This window comes from Solidesulfovibrio aerotolerans (assembly GCF_009856865.1).
GTDB classification, from domain to species: domain Bacteria; phylum Desulfobacterota; class Desulfovibrionia; order Desulfovibrionales; family Desulfovibrionaceae; genus Solidesulfovibrio; species Solidesulfovibrio aerotolerans.
In genome coordinates this window covers 90,709-113,623 of the sequence record NZ_WVUD01000003.1, presented here as the reverse complement: position 1 = coordinate 113,623, position 22,915 = coordinate 90,709, and the positions used below count along the sequence as shown (strand labels likewise).

The 22,915-nt window shown below is 63.7% G+C and carries 17 protein-coding genes; 9 read left to right on the top strand and 8 right to left on the bottom strand.

Features of this window, described 5'->3' with window-relative positions; genetic code table 11:
- Positions 1 to 26 precede the first annotated feature (26 nt).
- Complete coding sequence (locus tag GTA51_RS03265) at positions 27 to 341, top strand: transcriptional regulator (protein ID WP_160958645.1); 315 nt, start codon at positions 27 to 29, stop codon at positions 339 to 341.
- A 1,152-nt stretch (positions 342 to 1,493) separates the two neighbouring features.
- On the opposite strand, the gene ade is transcribed toward GTA51_RS03265, so the two are convergent.
- Entirely contained in the window at positions 1,494 to 3,227 is a 1,734-nt protein-coding gene (ade, locus tag GTA51_RS03260; RefSeq protein ID WP_160958643.1) for an adenine deaminase, read from the bottom strand.
- Between the two features lie 78 nt (positions 3,228 to 3,305).
- Between ade and tgt the strand changes: the two genes are divergently transcribed.
- On the top strand, positions 3,306 to 4,442 hold the full coding sequence (gene tgt, locus GTA51_RS03255) for a tRNA guanosine(34) transglycosylase Tgt (RefSeq protein ID WP_160958642.1): 1,137 nt from the start codon (positions 3,306 to 3,308) through the stop codon (positions 4,440 to 4,442).
- A 79-nt stretch (positions 4,443 to 4,521) separates the two neighbouring features.
- Here tgt and GTA51_RS03250 read toward each other — a convergent pair whose 3' ends face one another.
- A complete protein-coding gene (locus tag GTA51_RS03250; protein WP_160958640.1) occupies positions 4,522 to 6,627 on the bottom strand; it encodes a thioredoxin domain-containing protein in 2,106 nt (701 codons plus the stop codon).
- 261 nt (positions 6,628 to 6,888) lie between these two features.
- Between GTA51_RS03250 and GTA51_RS03245 the strand changes: the two genes are divergently transcribed.
- The 7 genes from GTA51_RS03245 to GTA51_RS03215 all read left to right on the top strand — a co-directional run bounded on the left by GTA51_RS03245 (position 6,889) and on the right by GTA51_RS03215 (position 15,447).
- Positions 6,889 to 7,407, top strand: a complete 519-nt coding sequence (locus GTA51_RS03245) for a type 1 glutamine amidotransferase domain-containing protein (protein WP_160958638.1) — start codon at positions 6,889 to 6,891, stop codon at positions 7,405 to 7,407.
- Between the two features lie 201 nt (positions 7,408 to 7,608).
- The gene (locus tag GTA51_RS03240) at positions 7,609 to 8,559 is read left to right on the top strand and encodes a DUF362 domain-containing protein (RefSeq protein WP_160958637.1); all 951 of its coding nucleotides are present in this window, start codon (positions 7,609 to 7,611) and stop codon (positions 8,557 to 8,559) included.
- A 31-nt stretch (positions 8,560 to 8,590) separates the two neighbouring features.
- Positions 8,591 to 10,921 (top strand): carbamoyltransferase HypF, encoded by a 2,331-nt coding sequence (gene hypF, locus GTA51_RS03235; RefSeq protein WP_160958635.1) that lies wholly within the window; start codon positions 8,591 to 8,593, stop codon positions 10,919 to 10,921.
- A gap of 693 nt (positions 10,922 to 11,614) precedes the next feature.
- Positions 11,615 to 12,316: a LexA family transcriptional regulator gene (locus GTA51_RS03230; RefSeq protein ID WP_160958633.1), complete on the top strand. Its 702-nt coding sequence runs from the start codon at positions 11,615 to 11,617 to the stop codon at positions 12,314 to 12,316.
- A 354-nt stretch (positions 12,317 to 12,670) separates the two neighbouring features.
- Positions 12,671 to 13,654 (top strand): AAA family ATPase, encoded by a 984-nt coding sequence (locus GTA51_RS03225; protein WP_160958631.1) that lies wholly within the window; start codon positions 12,671 to 12,673, stop codon positions 13,652 to 13,654.
- Entirely contained in the window at positions 13,651 to 14,976 is a 1,326-nt protein-coding gene (locus tag GTA51_RS03220; protein WP_160958630.1) for a DUF2201 family putative metallopeptidase, read from the top strand. Before GTA51_RS03225 ends, GTA51_RS03220 begins: the two co-directional genes overlap by 4 nt.
- Before the next feature lie 12 nt (positions 14,977 to 14,988).
- Complete coding sequence (locus GTA51_RS03215) at positions 14,989 to 15,447, top strand: hypothetical protein (RefSeq protein WP_160958628.1); 459 nt, start codon at positions 14,989 to 14,991, stop codon at positions 15,445 to 15,447.
- Positions 15,448 to 15,548: 101 nt separating this feature from the next.
- Here GTA51_RS03215 and pgi read toward each other — a convergent pair whose 3' ends face one another.
- From pgi to GTA51_RS03185, 6 genes are all read right to left on the bottom strand, one after another.
- Entirely contained in the window at positions 15,549 to 17,195 is a 1,647-nt protein-coding gene (pgi, locus tag GTA51_RS03210) for a glucose-6-phosphate isomerase (protein WP_160958627.1), read from the bottom strand.
- Between the two features lie 264 nt (positions 17,196 to 17,459).
- Positions 17,460 to 18,071 carry a phosphoribosyltransferase gene (locus tag GTA51_RS03205; protein ID WP_246197935.1) on the bottom strand — a complete coding sequence of 204 codons (612 nt, stop codon included), beginning with the start codon at positions 18,069 to 18,071 and terminating at the stop codon, positions 17,460 to 17,462.
- The gene (locus tag GTA51_RS03200; RefSeq protein WP_160958625.1) at positions 18,071 to 19,096 is read right to left on the bottom strand and encodes an aldo/keto reductase; all 1,026 of its coding nucleotides are present in this window, start codon (positions 19,094 to 19,096) and stop codon (positions 18,071 to 18,073) included. The genes GTA51_RS03205 and GTA51_RS03200 overlap by 1 nt, the downstream gene beginning before the upstream one ends.
- Positions 19,097 to 19,177: 81 nt before the next feature.
- Positions 19,178 to 20,422, bottom strand: a complete 1,245-nt coding sequence (locus GTA51_RS03195) for an MFS transporter (protein ID WP_160958624.1) — start codon at positions 20,420 to 20,422, stop codon at positions 19,178 to 19,180.
- A 70-nt stretch (positions 20,423 to 20,492) separates the two neighbouring features.
- Positions 20,493 to 20,954: a MarR family winged helix-turn-helix transcriptional regulator gene (locus GTA51_RS03190; protein WP_160958622.1), complete on the bottom strand. Its 462-nt coding sequence runs from the start codon at positions 20,952 to 20,954 to the stop codon at positions 20,493 to 20,495.
- Positions 20,955 to 21,030: 76 nt separating this feature from the next.
- Positions 21,031 to 22,902 carry an alkaline phosphatase family protein gene (locus tag GTA51_RS03185; protein ID WP_246197934.1) on the bottom strand — a complete coding sequence of 624 codons (1,872 nt, stop codon included), beginning with the start codon at positions 22,900 to 22,902 and terminating at the stop codon, positions 21,031 to 21,033.
- Positions 22,903 to 22,915: the final 13 nt, after the last annotated feature.

Genomic DNA, 22,915 nt, shown 5'->3' with positions numbered 1-22,915 from the left:
TACATCGGGGCCAGGGAAGGAGTGCTATGACCAAATGGCTTATTCTGATTGCAGCCGCTTTTATTCTCTATAAGCTTTTCATGGGCGACCGGGGACGCAAAAAAGAAAAAGAAGTCGAGATCAAAAAACACATGGCCGCCACAGGCGAGATGGTCAAAGACCCGGTCTGCGGCACCTATGTTCCGGCCGACGCCGACATCCGCGCCCGCGATGGCAACAAGGTCTATGCCTTTTGCAGCTACGAATGCCGCGACACCTTCGTCAAGCGCCTGGAAGCCAGTCGGACCCAGTCCGTTGACCAGGGCAAAGCCTCGGACCGCCCCGAAGACGGCCGCGCCTAGTGTCGCCTTCGGCCATTGCTGTCATGGTTTTCCTGGTGGCAAAGCTCTAAATTTATTAATCTATTCACAAAAAAATATAAATGTTCCTTTGTGAACGCTGCACGAGCTGCGGTCTGGAAGCGCCGGCATACATTTGGGCGTGCTCATAAGTCGTATAGCGTCATCGTCGCCGCAACACTTTGGACTCATGGTTCGATCATCGGTGTTGCAACCGACATCCGACCCATGAGTCTCTTTCTCCGCAAACTTCGTTTGACGCTGGAAACACGGCGTCGCCATCTGGCGCACAGCGTTTGTTTTGGGCGTGCCGTTCGGGAGTGCCCGCCACCGGCCCGCATGGCACCCGGTTGGCGGCGTCCGGCTGGCGGCAGCGCGGTGCGCCGTTGGCGAAAGACGAACCGTGCGCCAGCACGGTTTGGTTTCGTTTCGGGCGTGCCATGCGCCTGGGGCGCCGGCGCGGCAAAGAAGATGCGAGGGGATGCGCGCGACCACAGTCCGCATAGGCGTCCTTCAGAAAGCCCCAAATGGTGCGGTCCCGTTTTTCGCCGATAGTGTTGGCGTAGGCGAACCCATTGGTTGCGAGGCTTTTCTTGCGAATTGACTATGGATGGATAGTTCACGCCGAAAGAAGTCATCCAGGTGTTCGTGACGTTGCGGCTGGCTGTGCCCGTTATTTGAAAAGACGGAGCATGAGGGGTTTCCTTTGCCAGGGCCGGGTGCCGGGAGCACGGCAAGGCCTGGGCTTGGACAGGGCAAGGCGTTTTGGACAGATGATTGTCGGCGGCAGGATTTGCCGCCCTCATTTCCCCTTGCTTGAGCAAAGTTAACATAATTTACATTATGGGACATTGGCAAGGGTGGCATTGAAGCGGGGGTCGGTGTCCACGCGCCCTGCCGAAGAAGCCCCCGGCAAGCCGCACACTGACGGCTTGCCGGGGGCTGATTACTTTTTGAATACGATTCGTATTACACTTTGTTTACTGATTGCCGTCGCAGCCCTGATGCCGATACGACCCCTGTCGGCTGCATGTCTGGCGGCCGGCTTGTCGGCCAGGATGGACGCTGGATCAGCAGCATCTCGCCACAGCAGACTCAACCCACGCACTCCGGGGCAGCAACCGCAGCATTGCCAGTCAATCGCTCCTGTGCGGCTTAGAGGAAAAGCGGCACAGGCGCAAAAGCCATAACGTCCACCAGCCCCTTGTCCGTGAGCTTGAGGCTCGGGATGACCTCCAGGGACAGAAACGACATGGCCATAAACGGATGCGCCTCCACGTGCGGCGACAGGCCGGCGATTTCCCGATAAGCCCCGTCCAAAGCCTGAAGGCCCGAAAGAACGACTTCCAGCGGCGCATCGCTCATAAGCCCGGCCACGGCCAGCCGCACCTGGGCCAACACCTGGCCGTCACGCACCACGGCAAACCCGCCGCCAGACACCATGAGCGTGCGGGCGGCCAAGGCCATGTCCGCGTCATTGACGCCAGCCACAATGATGTTGTGGGCGTCATGGGCCACGGTGCCGGCAATGGCCCCGGCTTTGAGGCCAAGGCCCTGGACGAAGCCCAGCCCCAGGTTGCCGGTGCCTTTGTGGCGTTCGATAACGGCCAGTTTGGCCAAATCGCGCCCCGGATCGGCCACGGCCAGCCCATCGCGTACCGTCGGGGCGACAACCAGCGCTTCGGTAACGATCTGGCCCGGAACGATGCCGATAACCCGCATCCGGGACGATGTGGCCGGTACAGCCAGACGGGCCTCGGCCAGTTCCCCTCCCACCCGCATGGCCCGGGGCGGGGTCAGACAAGACCGGTCGGCAAATTCCCATTCCTCCAGCCGCCGTCCGGCCAGCACCACCTGGCTTATGGAAAAAGACGTTAAATTCTCGACGAGTACAGCGTCGGCCCGATAGCCCGGAGCAATGGCCCCCCGGCGATTCAGGCCGAAATAGCGGGCCGGGTTGATCGAGGCCATGGCCACGGCCCGAAGCGGCGGCACGCCCAGGGCAACCGCCTGACGCACCAGGGCGTTTAGGTGCCCTTCCCGGCTCAAATCCGTGGGGTCACGGTCGTCGCTGACCAGGGAGAACTGGGCCGCGTTGTCCGGGGTCACCAGCGAGATCAGCGTTTCCAGATTTTTTTCGGTGCTGCCCTGCCGGATCATAATGTGCAGGCCCCGGCGTAATTTTTCGCGCGCCTCGTCAAGTTCGGTGCATTCGTGGTCCGACCCCGGTCCGGCCGTGGCATAGGCGTCCAGCGCCCGGCCGGTCAGCCCCGGGGCGTGCCCGTCAATGACCCGGCCCCGGGCGGCGATGAGCTTTCGCAGCACCATATCGTCGCCGGCCACAACGCCGGGGAAGTTCATGACTTCGGCCAGCCCCAGGATGCGGTCGGGATGCCGGGCCAGCATGGCGGCCACGTCCATGGCCCCCAGACGCGCCCCGGACGTGGCCATGTCGGTGGCCGGCACGCACGACGGCATCATGAAATAGCAGGTGACCGGCAGATCCTGGCTGCAGGCCAGCATGTATTCGATGCCGGGCAGCCCGAGCACGTTGGCGATCTCGTGGGGATCGGACACCACGGCGCAGGTGCCATGCGGGGCCACGGCCCGGGCGAACACCGGCGGCGACAGCAAGGTGGATTCAATATGAATATGCCCGTCGATAAACCCCGGGCACAGATAGCGGCCGGCGGCGTCGATGGTTTCGACGGCCTCGCCGCCGGCAAACCCGACAAAGACGCCGTCGGCTATGGTCACGTCGGCGTCATGAATTTCCCCAGACAGCACGTTGAGCAACCGAGCGTTTTTGATGCGCAAATCAGCCGGTGCGTCGCCGCGGGCCACGGCCAGCCGGTGTTTGAGGACATCAAGATTTTCGGCAACAGGCATGGTCGGCCTCTTTTTGTTAAAGCATCACTTTAGAAAATGGGATTGAATCGCCGGCCGTTTTTCTCTATAAGCCGGCCCATGAACGCACCAGGAACTTTCATCCTCGGCCCAGCCGACGGCCGCGCCCGCACCGCTCGGCTGACCACCGCTCATGGCGACATCGAAACCCCAATCTTTATGCCGGTCGGCACCCTGGGCACGGTCAAAAGCCTGTGCCCCACCGATTTGCAGGCACTTCACGCCCAGATTATTCTTGGCAACACCTACCATCTCTATCTGCGTCCCGGCGACGAACTGATAGCCCGTCTGGGCGGGCTGCACAAATTTATGGCCTGGGACGGCCCCATCCTCACTGATTCCGGCGGTTTCCAGGTGTTTAGCCTGTCCGGGCTGCGCCAGATCGCCGAGGAAGGCGTCACCTTCGCTTCCCATATCGACGGCTCGCGCCACCTGTTTTCGCCGGAAAAAGTCATTTCCATCCAGCGCAATCTCGGCTCGGACATCATGATGGTTTTGGACGAATGCGTGCCCTATGGCGCAGACCGGGCCTATACCGAAAAATCCCTGGGTCTGACTACCCGCTGGGCCGCACGCTGCCGGGAGGCGCACCCGGCCGGCGACCGGGGGCAGCTTCTTTTTGGCATCGTCCAGGGCGGATTTTTCAAGGATCTTCGGGCCAAAAGCGCCGAAGAAATCATCGGCCTCGGCTTTGACGGCTATGCCCTGGGCGGGTTGTCCGTGGGCGAGAGCCGCAGCGAAATGTACGACATCCTGGACGACGCGGCCCCCCTGCTCCCAGCCGAACGGCCCCGCTACCTCATGGGCGTGGGCGCGCCCCGGGATCTGCTGGCCGGCATGGCCGCCGGCATCGACATGTTCGACTGCGTGCTGCCCACGCGAAATGCCCGAAACGGCACGCTTTTCACCTTCCAGGGTAAGGTCAACATCAAACGGGCCGAATACCGCGAAGACGACTCGCCGCTGGACCCCACCTGCCCCTGCTACGCCTGCCAGACCTTTTCCAAAGCCTATCTGCGTCACCTCTATATTGCCAAGGAACTGCTGTCCTATCGCCTGAACACCCTGCACAACCTGACGTTTTTCTCAGTCATGATGGAGCGGGCCAGGGAGGCTATCCGCCAGGGCCGTTTCGCCGCCTTCCGGGCCGAGATGGAAGCCCTCTACCCTGATGCCGAGGATGAGGCGACGGAATAAAAACTTTTCCCAGTGGGGGGGTCCGGGGGCCTCAGGCCCCCGGCCGCCGGAGGCATCTTCATCTTCTGCCTTTTCTTCTTCAATCTCCTAATAATTTGAGCATCTTCGCTACGTCGGTGGTCGGCGGTTGGCATGAGCCGCCCCGGCAGACATGGGCAGCGGCATGGCCGTCTGCCGGCAGTTGGTAGCGGGTAAAGGGGGCCAAGGCCACGATGTCCGGCTCGTCGTCGTCAGAGGCCGTGGCCGGGCGCAGCACCACCGCCGCTTCCGGCAGATATTGGGTAAAAATCGCCCGGGCCAGGGCCTGGGTGTCCGGGCTGGCCGGATCACCGGCAATGGTCACTTCCGAGGCGCGGGCCAGCAGTTGGGACAGGCCGCACAGGAAAAAGGCGTGGCCCGAGGCATGCTCGGCCAGCCGTGGGGCCATGGCCCGGGCCAGGGCGGCGGCGCTTTCTTTGTATGTCGTATCCCCGGTCAGGCGGAACAGCGTGGTCAGCACGAAAAAGGCCACGCTGTTGCCGGACGGAATGGCCGCGTCGTAATAGATTTTTTGGCGCAAAAGCAGCGTCTCGCCGTCGTCGGGCGTGAGGAAAAAGCCCCCGGCCTCGCCGTCGCCAAAATGCGCCAGCAGGGCCTTGGTCAAACCGACCGCCTGCCCCAGATAGGTTGTCTCAAAGACGGTCTGGTAGAGTTCGATGAGTCCCCAGGCCAGAAAGGCGTAGTCGTCGAGCATGCCGGGGATGGCCGCCTCGCCCAGCCGCAGCCGATGCAGCAACCGGCCGTTTGGCAGCGCGAGGTGTGCCAAAAGGCCGTCGGCGGCCCGGCGCGCCTGATTGGCCAGCTCCTCGTCGTCAAAGGCCCGGGCGGCCTTGGCCAGGGCGGCGATCATCAGCCCATTGATGTCTGTCAGCACTTTGTCGTCGCAAAGGGGGCGCACCCGCTTTTCCCGCGCGGCAAGCAGGATCAACCGGCAGCGTTCCAGGCGCTCGGCCAGCCCGGCCGCGTCCAGTCCGGCCGTGGCCGCCGCTGCTTCCAGGCTGGCCGGCAGGGACAGGATATTGCCGCCGCTGCCCTCGCCAGTGGCTTCGTCGTGGAAATTGCCGTCCTCGCTGGCGCCGTAAACGTTCATGAAAAGCGTCGCATCGGCTCCCAGCAAGGCGCGCAGTTCTGTGGCCGTCCAGACATAGAACTTGCCCTCGACCCCTTCGCTGTCGGCGTCCTCGGCGCTGTAAAAAAGCCCGTCCGGGCTGGTCAGATCGCGGCGCACATAGTCAAAAATCTCCAGCGCCGTGCGCTTGTACGCCGCCTCGCCAGTGGCCAGAAAGGCTTCGGTGTAGGCCATGGCAGCCAGGGCCTGATCATACAGCATCTTTTCAAAATGCGGCAGGAACCAGACGGCATCGGTGGCATAGCGGTGCAGGCCAAACCCAACCTGGTCGTAGACTCCGCCCCGGCGCATGGCGTTAAGGCTGGCCCGAACCATGGAAAGGCAGGCCGAATCCCCGGTGCGGCGGTATTCCCGAAGTAAAAAGAGCAGGTTATGCGGCGAAGGGAACTTGGGCGCGCCGCCGAAGCCGCCGTTTTGGGCGTCAAAGATAGCTGTTAACTGGGCGCGCCCCGCTTCCAGCTCGGCCTCGGCCGGCTCCACGGTCGCGCCGGTATCGGCGGCGGCCATCTGGTCGCGCACGGCGTCCAGCACCTGGGAGGCGTTGCCGATAACAGCCTGCCGGTTGCTTTTCCAGGCCATGAGTACCCGTTGCAACAACTCGCGCAGACCGGTGCGGCCGTAGCCCGATTCCTTGGGGAAATAGGTGCCGGCGAAAAAAGGCTGGCCGTCGGGTGTGAGAAAGACAGTCAGCGGCCAGCCGCCCCGGCCGGTGAGCGCCTGGCAAAAGGTCATATAGAGGGTGTCCAGGTCAGGGCGTTCCTCGCGGTCCACTTTGACGGCCACCACCGTGGCTCGCAACAGGGCAGCAATGTCCGCGTCCTCAAACGATTCCCGTTCCATGACATGGCACCAATGGCAGGTGGAATAGCCGATGGACAAAAAGATCGGCTTGTCCTCGGCCCGGGCCAGGGCAAAAGCCTCTTCGCCCCAGGGGTGCCAGTCCACGGGGTTATAGGCGTGTTGCTGGAGATAGGGGCTTTTCTCGTTGATAAGCCGATTGGGCGTGCGGTGTTCCATGGCGTCCTCCCACGGTTGCTATGTCCCAGCCGGCGGCGCTTGGCAACCTCTTGACGCGGCGTTTGACCCGCGCCCCGCGGCATTTCGATTCCCGGGTATGGATTTTCGCGGCGCAGTTCGTTTGGCCCGAAGCCGCAGCGTTTGGCTCCTGGTTCCTGGGTGTGGTGCCCGGACTTGCCTTCGACTGTCCATTGCGGCATAGGGTGGTGTAAGTTTCACAATTTTGACGACTTCAACCCGTTTTATACCTGGAGTACCGCCATGCAAGCCAAAAAAGCCCTGATTATCTCCGCTGATGCTTTCGAAGACAGCGAACTTCTCTACCCGCTGTACCGTCTGCGCGAAGCCGGGTTCGTGGTGGACGTCGCCGCGCCCGCTGCCGGAACCATCACCGGCAAGCACGGCTATGCCGTGGCTGCCAATCTGGCTGTGGACGCCGTGGAATCGGCCGGCTCGTGCGGCTACACGTTGCTCGTCCTGCCCGGCGGCAAGGCTCCGGCGACCCTTCGCACGCTCCCCAAGGTCATTGACATCGTGACGGATTTTGCCTCTTCCGGCATCCCCATAGCCGCCATCTGCCACGGTCCCCAGATTCTGGTCAGCGCCCGGCTGCTGCGCGGCAAACACGCCACTTGCTACGAAACCGTGGCCGGGGAACTCAAGGAAGCCGGCGCGCTTTATGAGGACTCCCCGGTGGTGGTGGACGGCCCGCTCGTCACCTCCCGGATCCCCGACGATCTGCCGGATTTTATGCGCGAGGTCATGAAAAAGGTCGGCTAACCATACCGCCCTCTCTCGTGTCGCGTTCGGTAATTGCTGTTCTGGTTTACCTAACATCAACATACTGAATTTATTATTTTTATTCACAAAAAACATACATGTTTTTTGTGAACGCCACACGAGCCAATTCCCTGGTTGCTTCCGGCGTCCCGGCGCGGTAAGGCCTGCCGTGTCGCCGATGCCGGAGGTATGCCCCACGCCATGACCCAGCCTGTGTATCTCAAACGCGTTGCCCGCTACGACGACCCGGGCCTGGACACCGCCGTGGCCGCCCTGCTTGATGGGGCCGGCTGTCCGGTCGGGGTTGGAAGCAAGGTGCTCATTAAACCCAATCTGGTGGCCCCGCGCAATCCCGCCCTGTCCTGCACCAGCCCGGCCGTGGTGCGGGCCGCCTGCCTCTATGCCTTGGAAAAGGGCGCGGCCCGGGTCACCGTGGCCGACTCCCCGGCCTTTGGCACCGGGCGCATTGTGGCCCGGCTGGCCGGACTGACCGAGGCGGTGGCCGATCTGCCGGTTGCCGTAGCCAGCCTGGATCGCCCCCGGGCCATTGCCCTGTCTGTCGGCGGCAGCATAGGCGTCTCCCGGCTGGCTTTGGAGGCCGACCACATCCTAAACGTCGCCCGGCTCAAATGCCACGATCAGATGGGCCTGACCCTCACTGTTAAAAATCTCTTCGGCTGCGTGTGCGGCTTTCGCAAATCCCTGGCCCACCAGCGCCTGGGCAGGGAACCCGGCCGCTTTGCCGCAATGATCCTCGATGTGCTGGCCGCTCTGCCCCCGTCCACGGCGCTGCTGGACGGCGTGGTCTGCATGCACAAGGCCGGGCCGGTGGGCGGCGAGCCTTTTGCATTGGGCCTTTTGGGAGCGGCGGCCAGCCCCGTGGCCCTGGACACGGCCGTCTATACCCTGCTTGGCCTGTCGCCGCGCCGGATTCCCTTATGGCAGGCGGCCATAGCCCGGGGCCTGCCCGGAACCGACCCGCTGGGCCTTGTCTATCCACTCAACAATCTCAACGATTTTAGCGCAGAAGGCTTCGTGGTCAAAGAGCTGCTGGCACCGCTCAACTTTGAAACCAGCCGGTTCATCCGGGGACGCCTCAAAAGCCTCCTGGTGACCCTGCGCCCCACTCCTCAGAAGCCCCCCAAACATTGACAGGACGGCAAAGCCCGCTACCTTGCGCGGTATGCCAAATTGCATGCGAAGCCGCCATGTTGTGGCCGGTCAGGTCCAGGGCGTGGGATTTCGCCCGTATATCTACCGTCTGGCCCGGGAACTCGGGTTGGCCGGCTGGGTCCAAAACACCCCGGCCGGCGTGGTCATTGAGGTGGAAGGCGCGCCGGAAGCGTTGATGGCCTTTGCCCGCCGCCTGCCGGTCGAGCTGCCGCCCCTGGCCCGCCTCCTGTCCCAGAGCACAGCCACCATCCCGGCTACAGGCGAAACCGGCTTTGGCATCGTGCCCAGCGCGCCCGGCACCGGGCATGCTGTGCTGATCAGCCCGGACACGGCCACCTGCCCGGACTGTCTGGCCGATATGGCTGATCCGGCGGGACGCCGCCACCGCTATCCCTTCACCAACTGCACCAACTGCGGCCCGCGCTACACCATCACCCGCCGCGTCCCCTACGACCGGGAAACCACGTCCATGGCCTGCTTTCCCCTGTGTCCGGCCTGCGCCGCCGAATACAACGATCCGGGCGACCGGCGCTTCCATGCCCAGCCCAATGCCTGTGCGGCCTGCGGACCGGCTTGGTGGCTGGCCGACCGGCAGGGAACCGTCCTGGCCCGGGGTGATGCGGCCATCCAAGCCCTGGCCCAGGCCCTGGCCCAGGGGCAGCTCGCTGCGGTCAAGGGCCTGGGCGGCTTTCATCTGGTCTGCGATGCCGGCGACGACGCGGCCGTGGCGCTGCTGCGTCGCCGCAAGCATCGCCCCACCAAGGCCCTGGCCGTCATGGTTGCGGATCTGGCCGTTGCCGAGCGCCTGGGACAGGTGGACGCGGCCGCGCGCGACCTGCTGGCCGGGGCCGTACGCCCCATCTGCCTGCTGCCGCTGCGACCTGGAAGCGGGCTGGCGGCCTCGATCGCCCCGGATGTGGCGGAAATCGGCGTCATGCTGCCCTACACGCCCCTGCACCACCTGCTGCTGGCCGATTTCGCTGCCGCAGTTGGTCCCGGGCGTTTGCCGGCCCTGGTCATGACCTCGGGCAATCTCGGTGGCGATCCCATCTGCCTTGGCAATCGGGAGGCGCTGGCACGGCTGGGCGGCATTGCCGACGTGTTTTTGCTGCACACCCGCGACATCCTGGTGCGCACCGACGATTCGGTGGTGCGGCCCCTTAATGCCAGTGAAGCGGCGGCGGCCGGGACGTCAGCTATGTTTTTGCGCCGGGCGCGGGGCTATGTTCCCTCGCCCGTGGCCCTGGCCCGGTCCGGCCCGGCCGTGGTCGGGCTTGGGCCGATGCTCAAGGCCACCATCTGTCTGACCAAGGGCGACCAGGCCTTTGTCAGCCAGCATATCGGCGACCTGGAGAGCCTGTCGGCCATGCAGTTTTACCGGGAAACCCTCGACCATCTGCTCGGAGTGCTTGGTGTTTCGCCCCAACTGTGCGTGGCCGATCTGCATCCCGATTATCCGAGCACCCACTACGCCCTGGAACAGGACCGCTGGCCGGTGGTGCGCCTGCAGCACCATGTCGCCCACATCCATGCCGTCCTGGCCGAGCATCGGATAACGCAACCGGTCCTCGGCCTGGCCCTGGACGGCACAGGGCTTGGCGAGGATGGAACCCTGTGGGGTGGGGAATGCCTGCTCGTTGATCCGAGCGCTTTGACCCACAAGCGGCTGGCCCATATCGCGCCCATGGCCCTGCCCGGCGGCGACGCGGCCGTGCGCGAACCCTGGCGCATCGCCCAGGCCTGCCATTTCACCCTGGGCCGGCAGCTCGGGGACGGCCTGCCCTGGCCGTGGCTGCCGGCCCACGCTGGCGCGGCAAGGGTGGTGGAGCAGATGCTCCAAAAAAATATTAACTGCCCCGTGACAACCAGTTGCGGGCGGTTGTTCGACGCCGTGGCGGCAGCGCTGGGGCTGTGCCTGACCATTGAGTATGAAGGCCAAGCCGCAATCCGGCTGGAGCGAATCCAGGATGTATCCGAGACGCGTCCCTATGCCTGCCCGGTTGTTGGCGCAGGCGAACCGGCCGTGCTGGACACCCTGACACTGTATGATCAGGTGGCGTCTGATGCCGCCCGGGGCGTACCGCCGGGGTGTGTGTCGCGGCGCTTCCACCTGGGGCTGGTGGAAGGACTGGCTGATCTGGCCCAGGCCATGGCCAGGCGGGCCGGCATCCGGCACGTGGCTTTAAGCGGCGGTGTGCTGCAAAACCGCACCCTGGCCGTTGCCCTGCCGGCGGCCTTGCAACGCCGTGGTTTGCAGGCCTTGGTGCACCGCCGCCTGCCGTCCAACGACGGATGTATAAGCCTTGGGCAAGCGGCCTTCGGGTCCATGCTTGCTCGATAGGAAAACGCAATAGGGTAGCGATATTCCACGAAGATTAAATTTGGATTAAATTGGTATAAATTGAATTGACAGGCTTGCTGCCGGGAAGTAGGCCTCAGCGCAAATGGCTGCTGGCGCATTTTCCCCCTACGCCTCGGGCCTGTGGCAGACTGGTTGGAGGACCGAGGCACGCCAAAGATGGCGCGTCCAGCCGGCTGTCCTGTCTGGAACCGGGCTGCCTGGTGTGACGAAGCCCTCTCCTTACAAAACCGTTAAAAAAAGCATAGTATCAGCACTGGGGCTGTGTCCAGGGCGGGAAGGCCCGCACTGTTTTATCGATTCTGCAAAAATCACAACGCAACCGGCCACAATCCAGAACACTGGTAATTGTTAGCAGTATAACGAAGCGCTGACAACCGACGCATGTATGACAACCCTTGACGATTCGTGTTTTGATGCGTATTTTATATAAAGAAGTGGCTTGTCAAAGCGTGAAAATGCAAAAAATATTTACCCTGCAATAGGCATCAGTTCATATGCAATTAATCAAATACGGAAATTATTCCAAGTGATGGATGCTCCGGTATCAGTATAACTGACTTGTGTATGATTATCTTTTGCAAGCAGCACCCCTACTTTTTCTTGCAGAGCCAGTAGTACCCATGTCCGCTTCTGGACATGTGACACAAATCAATTCATAGCGTTGGAGGCGACATGAACACAGATGAAACAAACCAGGCAACGATGAGCCGCTTCGACGATGCATTCGATCGCATCAAGAAAGCCACCGGCATGCGCACGCAGGTGGAAATCGCCAAACTGCTGGACATTCGTCAATCCAGCATATCGGATGCCAAGCGTCGCCAGTCCATTCCCGATAGCTGGCTCATCAAGCTCTATCAGGTCTACAACCTCAACCCGAGCTGGATTCTCGACGGCGATACCCCGCAGTTTCTGGGCGAACAGCGGACAGGTGCCTTCCAGGTCAAGGAACCGGCCGAAGCGTACGGACGTAAGCCAAAGCACTACCAGATGCCGGTGTGCACCATGGCCCTGCCGGAAGACGCACAAGGGCCCTGGCAGGAACAGCCGGTGGAATCCTTGACCGTGCCCGAACAGTTCCATCGTCCTGGGCTGGTTGTCGTGCGTATGGACGAAAGCGACATGGAGCCGGTCATCCATCGCGGTGCCTATGTCGGCATCGACAAGGACCGCCGGACCATCCGCTCCGGTGCGCTCTATGCCCTTGATATGCCCATGGAAGGACTGGTTATTAAAAAGATCGTGCATGACAGTGAAAACGGCAGGCTCATCCTGCGCTCGGAAAATACGGATTTCGCGGATCAGACGCTGCCGGCCGATGGTTCGGCCGAGCGCATCGTCGGCCGTGTTATCTGGGTGATCCAATCAGTCTGATTTCGCTCCGGTCTGTTTTTGCCCGCCTTATTCCCCAGAAGCGCGCCGCCAGCCCAGGCGGCGCGCTTTTTCGTTTGGGCTGACCCAGCCGCGCCCGCGTTGTGCCCTGGGGCGGGCGTTTGCCGGGATGCCGGCCGTCTGAGACGCCAGAACGGCTGCCCCCACACGGCGCTTTTCGATTATAATTGACAACAATTCTCAATTTCAATATCAAGAAGGTGTCCCGAGGCGTTGCCCGACGGTGGCCCTGCCCGGCGCGTCAGGCGGTACGGAAGTCCGCGCCAAGCCGTTTGACGCGTTCCTGCTCTGATCATGGCAACGCTTCGGGATAGTATCCACCGGAGGCTCCCGTACGTGATCCCATCCCATATCCGCCGCGCCCTGACCACCCTGCTCCCCATCCGCCAGCCCGTGTTCCTCTGGGGACCGCCGGGCGTGGGCAAAAGCCAGATCGTGGCCCAGACGGCCGCCAGCCTTGGCCTTGACCTCATCGACATCCGGGCCGTGCTTCTCGATCCCGTGGATCTGCGTGGTCTGCCGCAAATCGATGCCGATGGGCGCACCCACTGGCGCGCTCCGGCTTTTCTGCCTGTCCAGGGCCAGGGGGTGCTCTTTCTCGACGAATTAAACGCCGCCCCGCCCCTGGTCCAGGCTGCCTGCTACCAGCTCATTCTCGACCGGGCCTTGGGCGAATACCGACTGCCCGACGGCTGGACCGTCCTTGCCGCCGGCAACCGCGAACAGGACCGGGCCGTCACCCACCGCATGCCCTCGGCCCTGGCCAACCGGTTTGTGCATCTGGAAATCGAGGCCCATCTCGAAGACTGGGTGGCCTGGGCCACTTGCGCCGCAATGCGCCCGGAAGTCATCGCCTTTCTCCGCTTTCGGCCGTCACTGCTCCATGATTTCGATCCTGCCGTAGCCTCGCGGGCGTTTCCCACGCCCCGGTCATGGGAGTTCGTCTCCACCATGCTGGCCGGCTCGCCCGACCCGGACGTGGAACTGGAACTGTTGCGCGGGGCCGTCGGCGACGGTGCGGCCCTGGAATTTTCCGGTTATTTAAAGCTGTGGCGGGAGCTTCCCGACACCGATGCCGTGTTGGCCGATCCCGACGCCGCGCCGGCCCCGGTCGAACCCGGGGCGGCCTATGCCATCTGCGAGGCGCTGGGGCGCATGGCCTCCCCCGAGACCATGCCGGCGTTGACCCGCTACGCCGCCCGGCTGCCGGTGGAATTCGGGGTGCTGCTCATGCGCGACGCCGTGCGCCACGACAGCCGGGCCGCCCAGACCGAGTCGTTTGCCGCCTGGGCCAGGGACAATGCTGCGGTGTTCGTGTGAGCGCCCCTGACGCCATGGTCCGAAAGCTCGTGCGGGCCAGGATGGAACTGGTGCTGGCCCATCCCTTTTTCGGGGCCATGGCCCTGCGGCTCATCCCCATCGACGACGCCGGCTGTCGGGACATGTGGACCGACGGCGTCCACCTTGGCTACAATCCGCTGGCCCTGGCCAGCCGCAGCGAAGAGGATATAACGGTCATGGTGGCCCATGAGATCCTCCATCTGGCCTGCGAGCATCATCTGCGCCGCAAAGATCGCGACCCGGCCCTGTGGAACAAGGCCTGCGATCTGGCCATTGCCGCCCTGCTGGTGGAAGCGGGCTTCCCCCTGCCCAAAGGCCATCCTTTCGAAGCTGCCCAGGCCGGCAAACCGGCCGAGGCCATCTATGCCGCCTTAACCGGCAACAACGACGAACGCGGTGGCGGCGGATCGGAGAAAAAGGCCAAGACCTCGGCCGCACCGGCCGAAACAGCACCCGGCGGCGGCGACGGCGACACGCCCTTTGCCGGTGCCCCCACCGATCCCAAGGCCGCCCCGGCCGGGGCCGATTTGTCCGGGGCCACAAGGCAACGCCAATCGGCTAGCGGCGACAAAGACGGCGACGGCCGGATCGGAGACAAATCCAGCCACAGTGTTGGCGAAGTGCGCGACCATCCCGATCTGGACGGAGCGCGCCAGGAGCCTAAGCGCCGCGAACTGACCGAAAAACTGCGCCAGGACGTCAGCCAATCCCGCCGGGCCGCTGCCGCCATGGGCAACATGCCGGCCGGGCTTGAACGGGTGCTGGCCGGACTGGCCCGGCCAAAGCTCGATTGGTCCACCCTGCTGCGCCGGTTTATTCTGGACCGGGCGGTCAGCGACTATTCCTGGTCGCCGCCCAACCGCCGTCATATCCACATGGGCCTGTATCTGCCCTCACCGCGTTCCATGTCACTCGGCGACGTGGTGCTGGCCATCGACACCTCAGGCTCGGTGGACGCGCCACTTCTGGCCGCCTTTTGTGCCGAACTGTCGGGCGTCCTTGAGGTCTGCGACGCCCGTCTGCTGGTCTACTGCTGCGATATGGCCGTTAGCCAGGCGCAGGTCTGGACCCGGGCCGACCCGCCCTTGGAATTTGTCCCGGCCGGTGGTGGCGGCACGGACTATCGCCCGGTCTTCGCCAAAGTGGCCAGCGAAGGCCTGCACCCGGCCTGCCTGCTGTATTGTACCGATCTTGAATGCGACCGATTTCCGGCCGAGCCGCCCTATCCGGTGCTCTGGGTCGTGCCGGCCGCAGCCCGGGGACGGCCGCCCTTTGGCGACGTCCTGCATCTTTCCGCCTAAAAGGAAACATCCATGCGCATTACCTGGCATATTGAAAAAAAACGCGGCAACCTGCGCCCGCAACTGTTCTACGACGTGCTGCTCGAAGGCCATGAAAAGGCCCTGGCCCTGCCCTATGTGCGCATCGACTCCACCATCCCCGAGCCGGACGCGTCCTGGCAGTCCCATTGCTACCCCAACGAACACGAACGGGCCGGCAAAGCGCCGGCCAGGGTCTATCAGCTGGCCACGCCCAACCACGCTGCCGGCACACTGCGGCAATCCGTGCGCCTGCCCTGGCGCGAGGACAATGCCTATCCCGAGGTGGAGGCGTCGTTTCGGGAATTGCGCCGGGTCTTCGAGGCGGCCCTGGCCGCCGCCCATGACAGCCAGCCCATGGACGTACGCGGGGAACTGGCTCTGTCGGCCAGCCTCAAGCGGGATATCGCCCCCGGGCTTATGGCCGAGCGGCTCTTGCGGCTTGCCCGCTAAGAGGACGGCAACCCCGCCGCAAAATGACCAGGCCGGCGGCCCTGTCCTTCCTATGGACAGGGCCGCCGGCCTGCACCGTCAGCGCGAGGCGGTGCGCCTGCCTATTCCCCGCGTAGTTCCTTGTAGTAATTGATCAGCCCGTTGGTCGAGCTATCATGGCCCGCCACCGGCTCGACACCCGAAAGCTCGGTTAAGATCGTCCCGGCCAGCACCTTTCCCAGCTCGACCCCCATCTGATCATAGGAATTGATGTCCCAGATGGTCCCCTGGCTAAAAATCTTATGCTCATACAGCGCAATGAGCGTTCCCAGGGTCTTGGGATCAAGCTTTTCATAGAGAAACGAATTGGTCGGCCGGTTGCCGCTAAAGGCCTTGGCCTGGGACAAGAGCGCCAGCCGGTCCTCGTCCAGGCCCGAATCGGCCAGTTCGGCCCGGGCTTCGTCTGCGGTCTTGCCCTTCATGAGCGCTTCGGTCTGGGCGAAAAAGTTCGACAGGAGCATGTCCTGGTGCCGGCCCAGGGGATTTTGCGTCTGGGCGGCGGCCAGGAAATCGCAGGGAATGAGCCGCGTACCCTGGTGGATGAGTTGGTAGAAGGCATGCTGGCCGTTGGTGCCCGGCTCGCCCCAGATGACCGGGCCGGTGGAATAATCGACCGCACGCCCATCGGTGGTCACTGACTTGCCGTTACTCTCCATGTCGCCCTGCTGGAAATAGGCTGCAAAGCGGGTCAGATACTGGTCATAGGGCAGGATGGCCTGGGTCTGGGCCCCAAAGTAGTTGTTGTACCACAGGCCAAGCAGTCCCATGATGATGGGAATATTGCGCTCCAGGGGGGTGGTGCGAAAATGCTCGTCAGCAAGAAACGCCCCTTCGAGCATGGCCTCGAAATGATCGAAGCCGACAGTCAGGGCAATGGTCAGGCCGATGGCCGACCACAGGGAATAGCGTCCGCCGACCCAGTCCCAAAAGGCGAACATATTGGCCGTGTCGATGCCAAAGGCGGCCACGGCCTTGGCATTGGTGGAAAGGGCCACGAAATGTTTGGCCACCCCGGCCTCATCCCCTGCCTGGGCCAGAAACCAGTCCCGGGCTGCATGGGCGTTGGCCATGGTTTCCAGGGTGGTAAACGTCTTGGAGGCAATGATGAACAGCGTGGTTTCCGCCGAGAGGCGTTTGAGCGTCTCCACCATGTGCGTACCGTCCACATTGGAGACGAAATGCGGCGTTATACCCGGCACGGCGTAATGGGCCAGGGCCAGGGAGGCCATCTGCGGACCGAGGTCGGAACCGCCGATGCCGATATTGACCACATCGGTGATGCGCTTGCCGGTATACCCCTTCCACTGGCCGGAATGGATGCGGCCGCAAAAGATGCGCATCTGGTTGAGCACCTTGTTGACTTCGGGCATGACATCGCGCCCGTCCACAACAATGGGTCGGTTGGACCGGTTGCGCAGGGCGACATGGAGTACGGCCCGGTCCTCTGTGCGGTTGATCTTGGCCCCGGCAAACATGGCGTCGCGCCGGGCTTCGACCCCGGCCTGCCGGGCCAGATCGAAGAGCAGGCCCATGGTCTCGTTGGTGATCCTGTTTTTGGAATAATCGAACAGGATATCGCCCAGGCGCAGGGAATGCCTGGCGAAACGCTGCGGGTCGGCCGCGAACAGCTCACGCATGTGCAGATGCTGGACCGTTTTATGATGCTCGGCCAGGGCCGCGTGGGCAGGCAGTTCCGTCATCAGTGGCATGGCGCAGACTCCTTGTAAAAAACGGGCTTGGCAGGGAGCATCCCCGGCCGGACAGGGATGCGGCAGCTGGTTGACCCGGCCGAAAAACCGCCGATGGTGCGCTCGATTCCGGGCAAGGCGATCATAGACCAGAAGTCTTGCCCAGTCCTCAATAAAAAAACAAACCAGACAGGAGCCCCGGGAAGAACTTCTCCCCTTGCCTCCAGGTGGGATTCCAAAGGGCTCAGCCCTTTGGCCGCCGGAGGCCTCTTCTGCCTTCTCTTCTCATCTCTTCGCATCACCTTCCAAAAACGCCAGCTCCGCCTCGGCAAAGGCCACGGCCGGCCCCACGATATGGCCGGCGGCCAGGCCGTGCCCCAACAGCGCCGTGAGTGTCAGCGGCGCGGTCACGGGCAGGGCAAATGTCTGCCGCAGCCCGGTCGGCCGCTTGTCCACAAAGACATAGAGCGACACATCGCCCATCCCCTGCCCGGCAAAGGCTTTGGCTGCGGCCAGGGCTGTGCCGCCGGAGGTGAGCACGTCGTCGAGAAGGACCACGGGCAGCCCGGCTTCACCGCCAAAAACCTGCCCGGCCAGGCCTTTTTCCGACGTATCCGGCCGGAAAAGGGCCAGCGGCAGGCCACACCGGGCGGCAAAGGCCCCGCACAAGACCGGCGAAAGCAGGCTGCTCACGCTGCCAAGGGCCAGACGCCGCTCGGCCAGCCAGAGCGCAAAGACATCCCCCAGCAGTTTCAGATTGCCCGGGTTACAGACAAACTGGCGCAGCGACACGTAGACGTGGCTGACGCGCCCGGATTTAAGCGTAATGGGCTCGGCCGAGACGGTGACCGCCCCGGCCTGCCAGAACCGTTCGGCCAGGGCCGGTCCGGCCGACATCAGACCGCCCCCTGCTTGTGGCTGTCATACAGGGCCAGATATTCCCGCAACATTTCCGGGATGGGCAGATTGTAGGGACACCGCGTGGCGCACTCGCCGCAGTCGATGCACTCGCGCACCGTCTCCATGGTTGCGCCGGAAAAGCCGACCGCCTTGGCCGGGGACAGCCGCTTGGTCACCACCTTGTACATCATGGCGTAGGTGATGCGCACGCCCTGGGGACAGGGCTGGCAGTATTCGCAGCGCCGGCAAAACCGCGAGCCGAGTTCCTGGCGAAACGCCTCGGCCTTGGCTGCGTCGGCTTCGGTCCAGACGGCCTCGCCCGAAAAGACGTCGGCCGCCTGATCCACCTGCTCTGCCGTGTCGCAGCCGGCCAGCACGAGGAGGTCAGGCTCGCGGCGCAAAAAGCGCAGGGCCAGCTCGCCGTCGTCGAGCATACCGCCGGCAAAGGGCTTCATGGCCAGGATGCCCATGCCCTTGGCCCGGGCCTCGGGGAAAAGGTCGGCGGCGGCTTCGGTCTCAACGATGTTGTAGGGAAACTGGATGGTGGCGAAAAGGCCCGTGGCCACAAGCTTTCGGGCCATCTCCAAACTGTGGGAGGTGACGCCGATATGAAGGATCTTGCCCTGTTCCCGGGCCTTGACCAGCGCTTCCATGGCCCCGCCCGGCCCGAGCAGGGTCTCGAAATCCTCGGGCGTGGACACCTGATGCGGCTGGTAGAGGTCGATGCGGTCCGTTTGAAGACGCGTCAGGCTCAGTTCCAACTCCTCCATGGCTTCCTTGGCCCCGCGCATGCCGGTTTTGGTGGCGATGACCACCTTGTCGCGCAGGCCGGCAAAGGCCAGACCCATCTTTTCTTCGCTGTCCAGGTAGCGGTTGGCCGTATCGAAAAAGGTGAAGCCCCGGTCCACGGCATGGCGCAACAGCGCCGCCGCCGCCTCCCGATCCAGGCGGATGATGGGGATGCCGCCAAAGCCCACGGCCGAGGCGACGATGCCGGTGGTGCCGAGTTCCCAGGTACGCATGATCGAACTCCTTGGCCGCGCCGGGCCGGCCGGTTTGATTGCCAATGAGTGTGCCGCCGGTCCAAACCGGCTGTCAACAGGCTAGGGGCATGTCTGGTTGGGGTTGCTGCTCCGGCGATCCAGGCTTGCAAAAAGGGCCACCCCGGCCGCGCACAGTCCACCGGCCAGGGCAATGGCGGTCGGCGCGTCCACAAGACTGGCCGTCGTCCCGGCCAACAGCGAACCGAAGGGGGCCATGCCGACGAGAGTGACGGAATAAAGGGCCATGATACGGCCCCGCATGGCGTCGGGGCTTTGCTGTTGCAGCATCGTATTGGAAGCGGCGAAAAAAAAGATCAGGCAAAAACCCAGGAGCGTTGACAGGCACAACGAAAGCCAAAACGTCTGGGAGAAGGCGAAGGCCACCATGACCAGCCCCACTCCCAGACCGGAAATGACGCGCCACCGCGAAAGCCCCCGGCCCTTCTGGCGAAGGGCGAGCAGCAAGGCGCTCGCCACGCTGCCGATTCCTGTTGCGGCCATAAGAAAGCCCAGGCCCTGGGCTCCCTGGCCCAGCACCGTCGTGACGACCACAGGCAACAGTACCATGTAAAACGAAGCAAACAGGCTTGTAACGATAAGGCAGCCCAGGATCGAACGTATGCTGCCCTCGCCCCAGGCATAGGCCACCCCCTGGCGGACATGGCTTAACACCGAGCCGGTGTTGGAGCGCGGCTGGGAAGGCGGCAGGCGCATGGCAGCCAGGGCGGCGATGACGGCCAGATAACTGAGGCCATTGACCAGAAAGCACCAGCCCTCGCCAATGACGGCCACCAGCACGCCGGCCATGGCCGGGCCGACGACCCGGGCGCTGTTGAACATTGAGGAATTAAGCGCAATGGCGTTGTGCAGATCTTCGCGCCCCACCATGTCCACCACAAAGGCCTGGCGGGTCGGCATATCCACGGCATTGACCAGCCCCAGGAAGGTGGCCAGGGAGACGACCAACCAGACATTGGCGGTTCCCGACAGGGTCAGGGCGGCCAGGGTCAGGGCTTGCAGCATGGCCGCAGCCTGGGCTGCGATGAGGATGGCCCGTTTGTTGCCGCGATCAGCCAGACAGCCGCCAAAAAGGCCAAAGAGAAAGACAGGGATGTGGCTGGCAAAGCCCACCAGCCCCAGCGCCATGCTCGATCCGGTCAGGCGATACACCAGCCAGGACACAGCCACCGACTGCATCCAGGTTCCGGTGAGCGAGACAAACTGGCCGGCAAAAAAAAGCCGGAAATTGCGGTGCCGAAAGGAGCGCAGCAGGCGGTCGCGGGCTGGCGCAGCAGGGGTTTCCATAGGGAGGACAAACGGCCGCGCCGCTTAGGCGGCTGCGGGCCGTTTGTCTGTCATCCTTTCCCGCCAGGGATCAACTGCCGGTTTCGTCGCCTTCAGGGGCCAGGGCAAACAGCGTGTTCAAAAGCGCCATACTGGCGGTGATGGTGGCCACTTCGTCAGGGGTCAGCCGGGCCAGCTTGGCGGCAAAGGAGGCTTTGACCGCCTCCCGGGCCGTGGCCAGGATGGCCAGACCGGCTTCGGTCAGCCCCAGGCGCACCCGTCGGCGATCCGACGTATCCGGCGTGCGTTCGATAAAGCCCCGAGAGGTCAGCGTATCCACCAATTTGGACATCGATGGCAGGGAAACGCCAATGTACTCGGCCAGATCCGTTAAGTTGGAGCCAGTGTTGTGCCGCAAAAAGGCCAAGCTGCGCAGTTCCGGCACCCGCAGATCAGGAGCGCTCTGGCTGCGCATGGTACGCCTGAAGTCCTGCATGACCAGCGGCATGACGTCGAGCATTTCACGGGCGCAGATGTCGAGGGAATTGACCATGGCTGTACCCTACCGCTAATAGTTAGTTAAGGAAACAGTAAGGCCGCCTCAGCGATGCGTCAAGGCCACGTCGGCGTTATTCCAAGAGATCGACAGCCATATGCTGAGCCGGAGTAAGCCCCAGGCAGCGGCAGACCGTGGCCGCCAGCCGGGTCTGGGCCACGCCGTCGGCAGCGGCGGCCAGCGGCAGATTGGAAAAAAGCGATCCCGGCACAAAAGAGGCGTCCACGCAGTGGTCGCCAGACCATTTCTGGCGGTTGTCCGTAAAGACCGCCCCGCCCGTGCCGCCGATGGCCGAGGTCCAGGCCACCCGGTACGGCGGGCGGCAGCCCACCACCAGATCCGGGGCCTGGGCGGCCAGCGGCCCCTCGTAGAGGTCGGCCTGCCGGTGCACGGCGGCAATGGGCGCGGTGTTGCCGTCGGTCAGGGCGGTAAGGCGCGCGGCAAGCTCCCGGGCCAGGGAGTCAGCCGGCTCGCCCGCAGTAACGACCCCTTGCGGTTCGCGCCCGGCCACATTGAGGTAGATGGAGCCAAAGCCCATGGCAAAGGCCCGGCTGGCCGGCCAATCGACAAAGCGGAACAGTTCGCCGCTGTCGGCCGGATCGTGGGGAGTAAGCTTCAAATAGCCTTCCCGGACCAGCCAGGCATTGAGATTGATGGAACGGGTGTAGGAACAAAAGCCGTGGTCCGAGCAGACAAACAGGGCTGTATCGTCGCCGGCTGCGGCCATGGTCCGCCCGACGACGGCGTCCATGCGAACCATATGGTCGTCAATGACCGGCCCCAGACGGGCGGCCTCGGCTGCGTCGTAGAGGGGATGGGCCGGGTCGTGCAAACGCCAGAAACAGTGCTGGATGCGGTCGGACGTGTCGAAAACAACGGACAACAGCCCTTCCCGAAACCGCCCCAATTCGTAATCGAGCATGGCCTCGCGTTCGCGGGTGACGTCGTCGCACAAGGCTAAAAAAGCCTCGTCGGTCATAACGCCGTCGGTCAATCCCTTGGTCTCTTCAGGCATGCCCAACGTGGCATAGGGACCGCCCAGGGCTGTGGCCAATTCGGCGGCATAGCCCGGCGGGGCGGCAATGGGCAGATGCGGTTGGCTCGGATCAATCTGGAGGGGGCCGAGATAAAGCGCCAGGGGTGTAACGCTGCCCAGCCACAGCCGGGTCAGGCCGCGCACCACCCCGCCCTGGCCCGTATCGAAAAAAAGGGGCAGATACGGCGACCACTGGCCGGGTTCAAGGCTGCCGGACCGGCCGCACAGCGTATAGGCCAATCGCCCGTCCGAGCGCGTCAGTTCCAATGAAACGGTGGCGGCCGCCCGCTTGCCCATGACTGTGGCCAGCGGGCCTTCCACGGCAAGCTCGGCCCGGCCGTCGGCAAAGCGCACCGGCACGAACTTTCCACGCCCCCCCGCTTCCCGGGTTTGCGGCGCGTCTTCGGCATACTGGACGTAGTTGCCCAGGCGTCCCTTGATATCGGGAGCGCCAAGACCGGCCAGGGTGGTCACACCATCAAAGGCCGGCGGATAGGTCACAGGCCAGCGCACGGCCGTGACCGGCAGCCCGGCTTTGGCGGCCGTCTCGAAAAAGGTTTCGCCGGTGTAGGCCGGTTGGGGCACGCCTCCCGGCCCCGGGCGGGTCAGCGACAGGCGCGGCAGATAGGCCCCGGGGCTGCGCACGATGAAATCAAAAATGCCATGGCGGCCAGGGTTGGTTCCGGTGGCCAGACACGTCCAGGCCACCGGGCTCTGAGCCGGATTGGCCGTAGAAAGGGCAACGAAACGGCCGGTTTCAGCCAACCGGGCCAGATGCGGCAGGCGACCCTGGGCCATAAGCCGGCGGCACAGGGCCGGGTCGAGTCCGTCGATGCCAAGAACAATGGCCTTGGGGAAGGTCTTTGGATGCTGCATGAACCGGATTCCCTGGGGTTGGAATTTTTTCATGGGGATGTCCGCA